Here is a 13,851-nt window from a genome sequence, read left to right as displayed (position 1 = left end):
TGCACTAAGAATAACAAAGGGGAATCTTATGAATAAAAAGGTTAAAAGGGCTCATGACAAAGCTATGAGTTACTATGAGATGGGACAAATAGATAAGGCTTTAGAGATATGTGAAGATATATTACTAGAAGGTTTGGATAATCCAGATGTATTAAACTTTAAAGGGCTCTTATTATATCAAAAGGGTAATTTAGACGAAGCAATTACAGTATGGAAAATGAATAGTGACTTAAATAACGATAGTATTGCAAAAAGTTACGTAAATGATTCGATCGTAGATAGAAAGCGATTAGAGTTATACAGACAAGGAGAGCAGGCGCTAAAGCAGTTAAAGGTTGATAAAGCATTAGACATATTTATGAGATGTGCAGAAAGTGATTTTAATTCTATTAAGGTGAATACTGGAATCGCTATGTGTTATCAAAAAAAAGGTGATTTTTATAGAGCAAGAGAATATGCAGAGAAAGCACTAAATGTCGATAAGAATGCAATTACAGCAAAAAATATCGAGAAAGAATTGAAAGACAGTGGAACATTTATAGAGGAAAGAAACTCCTCAAAGGGGTTATTTGGAATAATAATTATAGTTATAGTGGCCGCTATTGTAGTGGGTGGATATGCAGCTGTATCAAAATATAAGAGTTTAAATAATACTGTTGAAGAAACAACGAAAGATGAAAGTGATATTAATAAAGAAGCTGATACATATGAGACAAAGGATAATACAGAATCTGGTTCAGAAAGCTTAAAAGAAGAAGTGAAAGATGAACATGGTAGTATTAACTTTAATAAGGATAAAATAATAGAATTAATAAATAACAATGATTTGGATGGCATATATGAGCAACTAAAGGATATTAAGCAAGAATCTATAGGTAGTGATGATCAGGAAGTATACAAGCAAGCCGTTGCTTTAATGAAAGATCAAGGCGTTTCAATATTTTATGAAAATGGATTAAAGAGTTTTAATGAAAATAAATATTCAGATGCTAAAGTTTTTTTAGATAAAGCGTATGCATACTGTGAAGGAAATAGTTTAAAAGAACATATATTATTTTATAGAGCAAGCAGCTCTTCAAAGCTATCTGACAACTCTGCAGCTATAAAGCAATATGAGGAATATTATAGTCAGTATCCTAATGGTGTATATGTAGAGGAAGCACTCTATGATCTGGTATTATTAAACAGTTCTATAAATAAGGATAAGAGTAAGCAGTATGCAAGTATACTAATAAATAATTATCCAGATTCAATGTATGCTAATAATAATATAAAAAATATACTTAAGGAATAAGAAATAAGTTTCAAATTAAAAATTACTTATTCTTCTTAATTTAAAAGCAAATTACTGTCATATTAATATATCTATTAGGAAAAGATAATCACATAATCGGCATTTTATTATTAGATGTGATGATTTAGAGTATTTATTTAAAATAAAGGATAGGTGAAAATATGATTTCAATAATTAAAGGATGTAATGTGTATGCACCTAAGAACCTTGGAATAAAAGATATTATGATAGCCGGGGGGAAAATAGAAGGAATATATGACAATCTTAATATTAAAAATGCGCCTATAGATATTGAGGTTATTGATGGAAGAAATAAATTACTTTTTCCAGGGTTTATAGATGGCCATGTTCATATTATAGGTGCTGGAGGCGAAGGTGGATATAATACAAGGACACCTGAAATGCCATTGTCTAGTTTGGTTAAGGCAGGAATAACTACGGTTGTAGGATGTATAGGAACGGATGGAATATGCAGAAGCATGAAAGCATTGATAGCAAAAGCAAAAGCGTTAAAGCAAGATGGTATGTCTGCATACTGCTTAACTGGTTCGTATGAGTTGCCTGTTAAGACTGTAACAGATTCAATTAAAAGCGATTTAATGTTGATTGAAGAAATAATTGGAATAGGGGAGATAGCTATTTCAGATCATAGAAGTTCTCAGCAAACATTTGAAGTATTTGCAAACGCAGTAGCAGAAAGTAGAGTTGGAGGTCTTCTATCAAACAAGTGTGGAATTGTTAATATACATTTAGGCGAAGGGGACAGGAAATTAAACTATTTATTTGAATTGCTAGATAAGACGGAAATTCCTGAAACTCAGTTGTTACCGACTCATATTAACAGAAACGGTAAGCTATTTAAGGAAGGATTAGAATATGTTAAAAAAGGTGGTTTTATTGACTTAACAACCAGCTGCGACCTAGAAAATTTAGCAGAAGGTGAACTTAGAGCTGGTGAAGGGTTAAAAAAGTATTTAGATGAAAAATTGCCTATAGATCATATAACTTTTACTTCAGATGGAAATGGAAGTATGGAGAAATTTGATAAAGACGGAAAGTTAGAAGGATATGAAATTTGCTCAGTTTCAACATTATATAGGGAAATTAAATATGCAATTACTGAACAAAATGTGCCAATTGAGGACGCAATTAAAGTAGTAACATCAAATGTTGCATCAATCATGAAATTTAGTAATAAAGGAATGGTTGAGGCAGGAAAAGATGCAGATTTAGTAATAGTGGACGAAAAGTCCTTAGATATAGAAATGGTTTTCGCAAATGGAAAGAAAATGATGGAGAATGGAAAAGTAATGGTAAAAGGATTTTTTGAAAAGTAATTATAATAAGAGATGGGTTATATCATTTTTATTTGATATAACCCATTATTTTTAAATTAATATATAGAGGCTACACTTTTACTTTGAAAAAAGTGTGATGCCCTATAATTTTTTCATTTACTTTTTGTGTTTCTTTCATCCAATGACATGTTGCGGTAGCCGGATTATAGAAAAATAAGGCATCATTTGTTGGATCAGCGCCCCTAATCGCATCGTATACTGCATTATAGCAATCTTGATCTGGATTAGCGGTTATTTTACCATTCTTAACGCAAGAAAAGGCATTTTTTTGGAATATAACTTCTCTGATAGTATTTGGGAAATGAGGATCAATAGTACGATTTAATACTACAGAAGCTACAGCAACCTTTCCAGCATATGGTTCACCACCGCTTTCAGCAAATACAAGTTTTGCCATTAGATCTATATCTTCACCCGTTATATATAATTGTTGAGTATCATGTTTGAAAACTTCTAAAACTCCATTGTTTTTCTCATTAGATTGAGAACTGTTTATATTAGTACTTAAATAGTTTACTCTCATTTTTTGATTTTCATAAGTAGTCTTAGTCTCACTATAAGATCCAGCTAAATTAGACGCAAATGCTGGATTTATATTAATAACGGAAAGATATAGTATTAAAGCAGTTACAAAAATACTATATGTCTTTTTCATAAAAAACCTCCTTCGGTATAGTGCAACAAATAATATTATTGCCAAAGAAAGTAATTATATACACTATTTATTCTTATAATCATTTATAGGGTTTTATAACGATATAAACTATAATTAATTAAGATTAATAAAAAATTACTATAAAAATAATTAAAAAGTAAGAAAATAATAATTCTCTTTATATCTAATATCATAGTATTTGTTGTATAATTTTATTGTGAGAGAAAAAGAGGTGAGAAATTTGCAAGAACTTTTAACAATGTTAGTAAAAAGCTTTTCTAATATATCGATATGGTCCATATTAGATATACTAGTAGTATCCTATATATTTTATAAAGGATATATGTTAATAAAGGAAACAAGGGCAGAGCAATTATTAAAGGGAATAGTATTAATCATAGCACTTATTCCAATTAGTTATTTATTAAAGTTAGATATGTTATATTTTATACTAAATAAAACATTAACCATAGGGGTATTATCTGTAGTTATAATTTTTCAACCAGAGATTAGAAGGGCTTTAGAACATTTGGGAAGAAGTGCTTTTGATGATCATTATCTTAATAATAGAGAAGATTTTAATACTATGATTAATGAAATTACAATTGCGGTACAAAACTTAGCAGAGAGTAAAACAGGAGCTCTAATTGTAATGGAGCAAAGCACTGGTTTAAACGAATTAATTGGTGCAGGAACCGTATTAGACGCCAAAATCACCTCGAATCTTTTGGAAAATATATTTGTTGTTAACACTCCTCTACATGATGGAGCAACAATAATAAGAAATAATAGAATTTTAGCATCTGGATGCGTTTTACCGCTTACTAGTAATAATTCTATAAATAAGAAGTTGGGAACAAGGCATAGGGCAGCAATAGGTTTATCTGAAGTATCCGATGCATTGGTTATAATCGTATCTGAAGAAACAGGTGTAGTGTCGCTAGCGATTAATGGGAAAATTACACGAGGCTATGATAAAGATAGATTGAAACTTATACTAACTAAGGTAGTAGAAAATAGAAATCAGAAAAAAGTTAAAACTGCGGGAGAGAAGGTGAGGTCATGGATAAAAGTGAAAACGGAACGTTAATTGTTAAAATTATTTGTTTACTGTTATCAGTGGTTCTGTGGCTATATATCTCGAATGTTGAGAACCCGCTCAGGACTTATGAATTAAAAGGAATACCAGTAGAATTAACTAATGAAGATTCTCTAGTGGATTCAAAATTTGCAATTGTAAATAAGCAGCCATTTACGGTAGATTTAAAATTAGAAGGTCCATCAAGTGAAATATTGAAGGTAAAAAAAGAGGATTTTAAGATTGTAGCTGATATGTCAGCCTATGCTTTAAAAGTAGGAGAAAACACTATACCAGTCCAAATAGTGAGTTACCCTGAAAATATAACTATAAAAAATAACGGAATTTTAGGTATAAAAGTCAATTTAGAAGAATTGACTCAAAAGGAGCTTACAATAAGCTCAAAAGTAAAAGTAACTTATAAAGAGAATATTTATGAAAAAGAGCAAACTATAAATCCAAAGACTGTAACAATAACGGGAGGAAAAAGTTCTGTAGATAAGGTTACCGAAGCCATTCTGACTGGTGAAGAAAAGGATGTAGATAAAAATAAGCAAGGTGATTATAATATACAGTTTATGGATTCATTTGGAAATGCAATTAGCAATATTGAATCTAATATTAAAACTGCAAAGCTATCAATTACAGTAACAAATGGTAAGAGTGTACCAATTAATTTAAAGACTACAGGAAATGTGCCTCAAGGATTCGTTTTAGATGGTTATGAACTAAGTAGAAATAACGTAACTATTTTAGGTGATAGTCAGATTTTAGGTAAGTTGGAGTCAATAGATACAGAAGCCGTGGACATGTCGTCTTTGCAGCCTGATAGTGAAGTTGATGTTAAACTTAATTTACCAGAGGGGATTTCAATGGGGGATGGAGATGGAGTTATCAAGGCTAAATTTAAACTAAAAAAAGAAGAGAATGTAACTAAAAATATAGAATGCAATGTTCAGTACAAGAATTTAAATGATGCATTTTTGGTAGCAAATCAAAATTTAACAGCTAATGTAAAGTTATCAGGTACACAAGAAGCATTAGATAAAGTAAGTTCACAAAATATAAGCGTTATACTAGATTTAGCTAGTATAAAAGAAGAAGGAACTTTTGATTATACACCGCAGGCAACACTTGCTAATGCTAATAATGTAACAGTATCAGATGTTGGAAATGTTAGCGTAACAATAAAGAAAAAAGGATAATAATAAAATCACAGTATTAATTAATTTGTTAATACTGTGATTTTTTATGATATAATTTTTTTGAATTAGTTTGGAGAAAGATAGGATTGGGAATAATAAATAAAATATGAAGTTTGACTGAATAGATGTATGATTATAGGTTTATTGTTGAAAGGATATGGTGAAAAGTCTGTGGCTATAAGAATAAATAATATAAATCTAAGTTTAGATGATGATTTGAGTACTTTAGAAAAAAAAATCTGTAAAAAGCTAAATGTATCAAAAGAAGATATTAGCAGGTTAGATATAATTAAGAGAAGTATAGATGCAAGAAAAAAGAATGATATAAAAATAAACTTTAGCGTTAATGTATTTTGCAATAAAGAGAAAAAGTTATTATCAAAGATACACGATAAAGATATAAGTTTTGAGGAAATTAGAGAAGTTGAATCAATAAAAGGTGGAACTGAAGAATTTAAAGCTAGACCAGTAGTTGTAGGATTTGGTCCAGCAGGAATTTTCGCAGCATTAACATTAGCAAGGTATGGATATAAACCAGTTGTGTATGAACGTGGGGAAGATGTAGATAAAAGAACAGAAACTGTGGAAAAGTTTTGGAAGAATGGAGATCTTAATTTAGAATCAAATGTTCAATTTGGAGAAGGAGGAGCAGGTACATTTTCTGACGGGAAATTAACTACCAGAATTAAAGATCATAGGTGTTCATTTGTTCTCGATGAACTAATAAAAGCAGGGGCACCAGCAGAAATTAAATATGAGAGCAAGGCTCATGTTGGAACAGATCTCTTAAAAGGTGTGGTTAAGAATATAAGAGAGGAAATAAAGAGACTTGGTGGAGAGGTTAATTTTAATTCTAAGTTAGAGAAGATAACATATAAAGAGGGTAAACTAGAGAGTATAGCTGTTAATGGAAAGGATATTCCATGTGAGGCTTTAGTGCTCGCTATAGGGCACAGTTCACGAGATACATATGAAATGTTACATAAAGAAAATGTATCAATGGATGCAAAGGCATTTGCCATAGGGGTAAGGATTGAACATCCACAAGAATTAATAAATGTTAACCAATATGGAGATAATCATAATCATCCTAAATTACATGCGGCAGATTATAGACTTACATATCAAAGTGAGAAGCTAAAAAGAGGTGTATATTCTTTTTGTATGTGCCCCGGTGGAGTGGTAGTTGCAGCATCATCAGAGGAAGGAAGGCTTGTATCTAATGGTATGAGTTATCATGCAAGGGATTTAGATAATGCAAATTCAGCACTAGTGGTAACTGTATCTCCAGAAGATTTTGAAGGAAGTTCACCACTCAGAGGAATGGAATTTCAAAGGCATTATGAAAGTTTAGCATTTAAGCTAGGTGGTGGAAAGTATAAAGCGCCTGTTCAATTAGTAGGAGACTTCATGAAGGATAGAGTGTCAACTAAACTAGGAGAGGTCATCCCGAGTTATACTGCAGGGTATGAATTTAGGGAATTAAAACAATGTCTACCTGATTATGTTGTAGAAGCTCTTAAAGAAGGAATTATAAATTTTGATAAAAAGATAAAAGGATATGCAAGAGAAGATGCAATATTAACTGGAATTGAAACAAGAACATCAGCACCAGTTAGATTAAATAGAAATGCTTCGCTTGAAAGTATAAATGTATGTGGACTTTATCCAACCGGAGAAGGTGCAGGCTTTGCAGGCGGTATAATATCAGCGGCTGTTGATGGGATAAAAGTAGCCGAACATATAATTGAAAAGTTTGATTTACCAAAGTAAGATTATAGATAATATGAGTGGGATTAGTATAATCTTTTCAGAAGATGAGGAAGATATATCATATCTCACTCATCATGTTGTAAAATTTTATAAAAATAAATATGTAAATTTAGTAAGATAATAAAAATAATATTCTGAAAATTCAACATTTCCAGTAATTTTTTGTTACAATAAGGTATAAAGAAATATTCATAGCATTGATTGACACAAATTTAACAAACAATTAAATTAATTATATATAAAGTTAAAAATTATTAAAGTAGAGGTGCAGAAAATGAGTAAAAACTTTGATGAGTTATTATCAAGATTAAAAGAAGTTCCAACCAAAAAAGTGGCTGTGGCTGTAGCACAAGATGAACCAGTATTAGAAGCTATAAAAGAAGCGACAGAAAATAACATAGCAGAAGCAATATTAGTTGGAGATAAACAACAAATTCATGAGATTGCAAAGAAAATAAATTTGGATTTATCTGATTATGAAATAATGGATATTAAAGATCCAAAGAAAGCAACATTAGAAGCAGTAAAATTAGTTTCAAGTGGTCATGCAGATATGTTAATGAAAGGTCTAGTTGATACTGCAACATTTTTAAGAAGTGTATTAAATAAAGAAGTTGGTCTTAGAACAGGAAAATTAATGTCACATGTAGCTGTGTTTGATGTGGAAGGTTGGGATAGACTATTATTTTTAACTGATGCAGCATTTAATACATACCCAGAATTTAAAGATAAAGTTGGAATGATAAACAATGCAGTTGTAGTTGCTCATGCATGCGGAATAGATGTTCCAAGAATAGCACCTATATGCCCAGTTGAAGTTGTAAATACAAGTATGCAATCAACAGTTGATGCTGCATTATTAGCTAAAATGAGTGATAGAGGACAAATTAAAGGATGCATAATTGATGGACCTTTTGCCTTAGATAATGCGATATCAGAAGAAGCAGCTCATCATAAAGGCGTTACAGGATCAGTAGCAGGTAAAGCAGATATATTATTATTACCAAATATAGAAGCCGCAAATGTAATGTATAAGACATTAACATATTTCTCAAAATCAAGAAATGGTGGACTTTTAGTAGGTACATCAGCACCAGTAATTTTAACTTCAAGAGCGGATTCGTTCGAAACTAAAGTTAATTCAATTGCTCTTGCAGCATTAGTTGCAGCAAGGAATAAGTAATAAATCAATCCATAATTATTAATGCATAATTAATGGAGAGATTTATATGGAATTTGCAATGCACTTTTAGATTCTATAATAATTTCTTCCGAAGATTATGCATTGAGACTGTATAGAATGCATTAAATTTAAGGGGGATTCAGAATGTCATATAAGCTATTAATAATTAATCCGGGTTCAACATCAACAAAAATTGGTGTTTACGAAGGTGAAAAGGAACTATTTGAAGAAACTTTAAGACACACAAATGAAGAAATAAAGAGATATGATACAATATATGATCAATTCGAATTTAGAAAAGAAGTTATATTAAATGTTCTTAAAGAAAAGAATTTTGATATAAAGACTCTAAGTGCTATTGTTGGTAGAGGCGGAATGCTTAGACCAGTTGAAGGTGGAACATATGCAGTAAATGATGCAATGGTGGAAGATTTAAAAGTTGGTGTTCAAGGACCTCATGCCTCTAATCTTGGCGGAATAATTGCTAAGTCAATTGGGGATGAGTTAAATATTCCATCATTTATAGTAGATCCAGTTGTTACAGATGAGTTAGCAGATGTAGCAAGATTATCCGGAGTACCAGAATTGCCAAGAAAAAGTAAATTTCATGCTTTAAATCAAAAAGCAGTAGCTAAAAGATATGGAAAAGAAAGCGGACAAGGATATGAAAACTTAAATCTTGTAGTTGTACATATGGGTGGAGGCGTTTCAGTTGGTGCTCACAATCATGGAAAAGTTGTAGATGTTAACAATGCATTGGATGGAGATGGCCCATTCTCACCAGAAAGAGCTGGATCAGTTCCAATTGGTGATTTGGTTAAAATGTGTTTTAGTGGAAAATATAGTGAGGCAGAAGTATATGGCAAGGTTGTAGGAAAAGGTGGATTTGTTGGTTATCTAAACACAAATGATGTAAAAGGTGTTATTGATAATATGGAATCAGGAGATAAGGAATGTGAATCAATATATAAAGCATTTGTTTATCAAATTTCAAAGGCAATTGGAGAAATGTCAGTTGTATTAGAAGGTAAAGTTGATCAGATTATTTTTACCGGAGGAATTGCATACTCTCCAACACTTGTTCCGGACCTTAAAGAAAAGGTTGAATGGATAGCCCCAGTTACAGTTTATCCTGGAGAAGATGAATTACTTGCTCTAGCTCAAGGTGCTATAAGAGTACTTGATGGAGAAGAACAAGCTAAAGTTTATTAGAAGTAAAAATGCACCTAGAGATATTTTCTAGGTGCATTTTTTATTTATACAAAATCCTTATATTTATATCACTAAACTGTGGCCAAATGATATAATAAAATAATCGTAATGATATTTAGTAAAGAATAAGTTTAATTGGGGTATGATATGGATAGATTTAATTGTATTTTGAATGACACAGAATATATATATTATATAAAAAGAAATAAAAAGTTTGAAAAAGATAGAAAATTTTGCAAGCATAATTTAAAACACTTTTTAGATGTAGCACGAATAGCACAATTAATAAATCTCGAAGAAAGTCTAGGATTTAACAAAGAAATTATATATACTACTGCAATTCTCCATGATATAGGAAAGTCGCTTCAGTATGAAAATGGAACACCTCATGAAATAGCATCATGGGAGATTTCAAAAGAAATTTTACATAATTACAGATATAATGAGGAAGAAATTGAAATTATAAAACAAGGAATACTAGGTCATAGAGATAAAAAAAGTGAAAACTTTGCACAGCTCATGTATAGAGCTGATAAACTCTCAAGGCTATGTATTAGCTGTAAGTCTATTGATGAATGTAATTGGGGAGATGAAAAGAAAAATTTTAAAATATATTATTAGAAGGAGCTATAAGTTAATGAAAATAGGAAGTAAGGAATTTAATATAGGGGAAAGAACATATATTATGGGAATATTAAATTTTACTCCAGATTCTTTCTCAGATGGAGGAAAATTTAATGACATCGATGTTGCTGTAAAACATGTGAAAGAAATGATAGATAATGGAGCTGACATAATAGATATAGGAGGGGAATCTACAAGACCTGGATATGAGATAGTAAGTGAAGAAGAAGAAGTTTCAAGAGTTGTACCTATAATAAAAGCTATAAAAGAAAATTTTGATATACCAGTATCAATAGATACATATAAAGCTAAAGTTGCAGAGCAGGCAATACAAGCTGGTGCGAACCTTATTAATGATATATGGGGATTTAAAAAAGATAAAGATATGGCAAAAGTTGCGGCAAAATATAATGTACCTTGTTGTCTAATGCATAATAGAGATAATACAGAGTATAAAAATTTAGTGGAAGATATATTAAATGATTTGAAAGAATGTATTAATATTGCTAAGGATGCTGGAGTAAAAGATGAAAATATAATATTAGATCCAGGTATAGGTTTCGGAAAGACTTATGAACAAAATTTAGAGACTATGAATAACTTAGAAAGAATCAAAGAGTTGGCATATCCGATATTGCTTGGAACTTCCAGAAAGTCCATGATAGGATTAGCTCTTAATTTGCCTGTAGAGGAAAGAATAGAGGGGACAGTTGCAACAACAGTTATTGGAATAATGAAAGATGCTTGTGATTTTGTAAGAGTTCATGATGTGCTTGAAAATTCAAGAGCAGCAAAGATGACTGATATAATCGTAAGAAGATAGGATGGATGAGTTTTGGATAAGATGTATATAAGGGAGTTAGAGTTATTTGGCTTTCATGGAGTTTTCGAAGAGGAAAAAAGATTAGGTCAAAAGTTCATTTTATCTTTTGAGCTAGATATAGATTTAAAATTAGCAGGAAAAACTGGAGATTTAACTAAAACAGTTCATTATGGTGAATTGTGTGAAAAAATTGAAGATGAATTTAAAAGAAAGAACTATGATCTTATAGAAACAGCAACTTTAAATTTAGCTGACTTTATTCTTAATGAATATAAGATAATAGAAGGGGTTAAGGTGTTTTTAAAAAAGCCCTGGGCACCTATAAAAAAACATTTAGATACTGTAGAAATAATGATTGAAAGAAGAAGGCACAAAGCATATATAAGTTTAGGATCTAATATTGGGAATAAAGAACAATATTTAGAAGATGCAATAAATAAAATATCTGCAGAAAAAAATATTGAAATAATAAGAAAGTCATCGTTTATTAAAACAAAACCATGGGGATACTTAGAACAGGAAGATTTTTTAAATGGTGTTGTGGAAATAGAAACTATATTAGAAGCAGAAGAACTTATGGATGTATTACTTGGAATTGAAGCAGATCTAGATAGAAAGAGGACTATAAAATGGGGACCTAGAACTATAGATCTGGATATTATTATGTATGATTCAATAGTTTCTTCAAATGAAAAGGTAGTTCTCCCACACCCAAGAATGCATGAGAGAGAATTTGTATTAAAACCTTTAAGCGAAATAGCACCATATCTTATGCATCCTGTGCTCAATAAGAGAGTATTTACTCTTTTAGAGGAGTTAGAGAAGAAGAATTAATTAGAAACATGAAATAACTTATTATAAGGTAGGGGTAATTTTATGAGAAGTTCACTAAAGTTTACTAACAAGTTAAATATGTTATCTGAAATGGAATATGAATCAAAATTTCAAATATTAGAATATGAGAATTTAGATGGAGCTACTGATGTTCAAACTGCTTTGGGACTTAACATAATGAAAAAAAGTGGAATAAAATTAAAGCAAGTAAGAATATTGCTAGAAGACAGTTCGGTAATACTTGAGCCAGGTTCTTTGAGCTATATGAAAGGAAAAATCCAAATAACAAATAAATCAGGTGGACTATTGGGACTTGGTAAAAAAATAATATCAAGTAAATTAACAGGAGAAAATATATTTAGGCCTACTTATAGTGGGACTGGAGAGATATTTTTAGAACCCTCTTTTGGTCATTTTGCATTGATAGAGCTAGAAGATGACGAAATAGTTATAGGAGATAATATGTTTTATGCATGTGAAGAAGGTATAGAAGTTAATGCAACAATGCAAAAGAATGTATCATCGGCGTTTCTAGGAAATGAGGGATTGTATCAAACTAGGATAGAAGGTAGTGGAATAATTGTTCTTAAAGTCCCGGTTCCAGAAAGTGAAATATTTAAATGTATATTAATTAACGATACTTTAAAGGTAGATGGAAATTTTGCTATCTTAAGGACAGGAAACATAGAATTCTCAGTGGAGAAGTCATCTAAATCAGTTATAGGGACCGCAGTTAGTGGAGAAGGTATGGTTAATGTATATAGAGGTACCGGTGAAGTTTGGCTAGTACCTACAAAAAGCATATACAAAGATTTAAATATTAAAGGATTAGACTTAATAGGTAATATAAATGCAACTAGTAATATTGAAGATTTATAGCTAGCATATGTCAAGAATGTTTTAGAAATTCGATTAAAGGAGAAGTTTATTATAAATTTTATTTTATAAAAGGCTTCTTCTTTATTTTATAAGTTTTATGTGGTTTATATTAAAAATAGGTATTGATAATGGAGTGCTTTAGCAATCAATATGGTTAATGTATGGTACAAGTAAGAGTTGCATTCTGGCCTTAATTAAGTACTTGACTTACTAGAGTTTTAAATGTGAATTTATTATCCTAACATATATGGTTTGGAATAAATGTTTATCCGATTAAATGAGACAATAAATTAGTTAGAGCGAATATGCAGCTAACAAAACATATGCATAATATGTGCTTTGATATATTAAAGTTGTAAAGTGAGCTTTAGATGGTTATAATTAAAGAGAAAATAAGTGTTACAAGAGGTGATAAAGTGAGTTCTTTAGAGTCAAAGCTAAAAAGTAAAGAATTAGATTTATTTTTTAAATCAATTCTAGAACTTAAAGATATAGATGAATGCTATAAATTCTTTGAAGATGTAGCTACGATAAATGAAGTTAAATCATTAGCACAAAGATTGCATGTAGCAAAGTTACTTAAAAGCAAAAAGACTTATTCAGAAATAGCTGAAATAACGGGAGCAAGTACTGCAACGATTAGCAGAGTTAATAGATGTTTAAATTATGGAAGCGATGGATATAATTTGGTTTTGGAAAGATTAAAAGATGAAAATATAGACTAAATATATGCTGATTCTAAAAATATAATTATTATATGTAATTTATTGTGAAATAGTAATATTATAACATAAAGAGAAGATTGTAAATAGGTGTTAAAAATATTATACTATTTAAGGTAGGCACTGAAGAAATTACAAATAATATTATCCATTGTAAGTGATTAAGTATATTATAGTAATTGAGTGACTATAACAGAATAAAAAAGTGAGG

The 13,851-nt window shown here is 30.5% G+C and carries 13 protein-coding genes; 12 read left to right on the top strand and 1 reads right to left on the bottom strand.

All coding sequences use genetic code 11. From position 1 onward, the window contains the following. Positions 1 to 28: 28 nt before the first annotated feature. Positions 29 to 1,294: a tetratricopeptide repeat protein gene (locus T483_RS0109445; protein WP_026886645.1), complete on the top strand. Its 1,266-nt coding sequence runs from the start codon at positions 29 to 31 to the stop codon at positions 1,292 to 1,294. 161 nt (positions 1,295 to 1,455) lie between these two features. After that, the gene (gene iadA, locus T483_RS0109440; RefSeq protein WP_026886644.1) at positions 1,456 to 2,631 is read left to right on the top strand and encodes a beta-aspartyl-peptidase; all 1,176 of its coding nucleotides are present in this window, start codon (positions 1,456 to 1,458) and stop codon (positions 2,629 to 2,631) included. A gap of 70 nt (positions 2,632 to 2,701) precedes the next feature. Here the strand turns inward: iadA and T483_RS0109435 are convergent, their stop codons facing one another. After that, positions 2,702 to 3,307, bottom strand: a complete 606-nt coding sequence (locus T483_RS0109435; protein WP_026886643.1) for a cell wall hydrolase — start codon at positions 3,305 to 3,307, stop codon at positions 2,702 to 2,704. 241 nt (positions 3,308 to 3,548) lie between these two features. Here T483_RS0109435 and cdaA point away from each other — a divergent pair, with 241 nt between their 5' ends. The 10 genes from cdaA to T483_RS0109385 all read left to right on the top strand — a co-directional run bounded on the left by cdaA (position 3,549) and on the right by T483_RS0109385 (position 13,643). Beyond that, entirely contained in the window at positions 3,549 to 4,397 is an 849-nt protein-coding gene (gene cdaA / locus T483_RS0109430) for a diadenylate cyclase CdaA (RefSeq protein ID WP_026886642.1), read from the top strand. Further along, the gene (locus tag T483_RS0109425) at positions 4,370 to 5,590 is read left to right on the top strand and encodes a CdaR family protein (protein ID WP_026886641.1); all 1,221 of its coding nucleotides are present in this window, start codon (positions 4,370 to 4,372) and stop codon (positions 5,588 to 5,590) included. The genes cdaA and T483_RS0109425 overlap by 28 nt, the downstream gene beginning before the upstream one ends. A 171-nt stretch (positions 5,591 to 5,761) precedes the next feature. Beyond that, the gene (locus T483_RS0109420) at positions 5,762 to 7,363 is read left to right on the top strand and encodes an NAD(P)/FAD-dependent oxidoreductase (RefSeq protein WP_026886640.1); all 1,602 of its coding nucleotides are present in this window, start codon (positions 5,762 to 5,764) and stop codon (positions 7,361 to 7,363) included. Positions 7,364 to 7,628: 265 nt separating this feature from the next. After that, positions 7,629 to 8,546: a phosphate butyryltransferase gene (gene ptb, locus T483_RS0109415; protein WP_278247418.1), complete on the top strand. Its 918-nt coding sequence runs from the start codon at positions 7,629 to 7,631 to the stop codon at positions 8,544 to 8,546. A 144-nt stretch (positions 8,547 to 8,690) separates the two neighbouring features. Beyond that, the gene (gene buk, locus T483_RS0109410) at positions 8,691 to 9,758 is read left to right on the top strand and encodes a butyrate kinase (RefSeq protein ID WP_026886638.1); all 1,068 of its coding nucleotides are present in this window, start codon (positions 8,691 to 8,693) and stop codon (positions 9,756 to 9,758) included. Positions 9,759 to 9,905: 147 nt separating this feature from the next. Further along, positions 9,906 to 10,379: an HD domain-containing protein gene (locus T483_RS0109405; protein ID WP_026886637.1), complete on the top strand. Its 474-nt coding sequence runs from the start codon at positions 9,906 to 9,908 to the stop codon at positions 10,377 to 10,379. Between the two features lie 16 nt (positions 10,380 to 10,395). After that, a complete protein-coding gene (gene folP, locus T483_RS0109400) occupies positions 10,396 to 11,205 on the top strand; it encodes a dihydropteroate synthase (RefSeq protein ID WP_026886636.1) in 810 nt (269 codons plus the stop codon). A gap of 12 nt (positions 11,206 to 11,217) precedes the next feature. Continuing rightward, positions 11,218 to 12,039 carry a 2-amino-4-hydroxy-6-hydroxymethyldihydropteridine diphosphokinase gene (gene folK / locus T483_RS0109395; protein ID WP_026886635.1) on the top strand — a complete coding sequence of 274 codons (822 nt, stop codon included), beginning with the start codon at positions 11,218 to 11,220 and terminating at the stop codon, positions 12,037 to 12,039. A gap of 42 nt (positions 12,040 to 12,081) precedes the next feature. Next, on the top strand, positions 12,082 to 12,918 hold the full coding sequence (locus T483_RS0109390; protein WP_026886634.1) for an AIM24 family protein: 837 nt from the start codon (positions 12,082 to 12,084) through the stop codon (positions 12,916 to 12,918). A gap of 416 nt (positions 12,919 to 13,334) precedes the next feature. Further along, a complete protein-coding gene (locus T483_RS0109385; protein ID WP_023974792.1) occupies positions 13,335 to 13,643 on the top strand; it encodes a YerC/YecD family TrpR-related protein in 309 nt (102 codons plus the stop codon). Positions 13,644 to 13,851 lie beyond the last annotated feature (208 nt).

Origin of the sequence: Clostridium beijerinckii HUN142 (genome assembly GCF_000621745.1) — a bacterium.
Classification (GTDB): Bacteria; Bacillota; Clostridia; order Clostridiales; family Clostridiaceae; genus Clostridium; species Clostridium beijerinckii_A.
This window is presented reverse-complemented; position numbering and strand designations above follow the sequence as displayed.

Excerpts from the sequence above, each read along its gene's own strand:
- T483_RS0109445 (WP_026886645.1), top strand. The coding sequence starts at position 29 with ATGAATAAAAAGGTTAAAAGGGCTCATGACAAAGCTATGAGTTACTAT.
- iadA (WP_026886644.1), top strand. The coding sequence starts at position 1,456 with ATGATTTCAATAATTAAAGGATGTAATGTGTATGCACCTAAGAACCTT.
- T483_RS0109435 (WP_026886643.1), bottom strand. The coding sequence starts at position 3,307 with ATGAAAAAGACATATAGTATTTTTGTAACTGCTTTAATACTATATCTT.
- T483_RS0109425 (WP_026886641.1), top strand. The coding sequence starts at position 4,370 with ATGGATAAAAGTGAAAACGGAACGTTAATTGTTAAAATTATTTGTTTA.
- buk (WP_026886638.1), top strand. The coding sequence starts at position 8,691 with ATGTCATATAAGCTATTAATAATTAATCCGGGTTCAACATCAACAAAA.
- T483_RS0109405 (WP_026886637.1), top strand. The coding sequence starts at position 9,906 with ATGGATAGATTTAATTGTATTTTGAATGACACAGAATATATATATTAT.
- folP (WP_026886636.1), top strand. The coding sequence starts at position 10,396 with ATGAAAATAGGAAGTAAGGAATTTAATATAGGGGAAAGAACATATATT.
- T483_RS0109390 (WP_026886634.1), top strand. The coding sequence starts at position 12,082 with ATGAGAAGTTCACTAAAGTTTACTAACAAGTTAAATATGTTATCTGAA.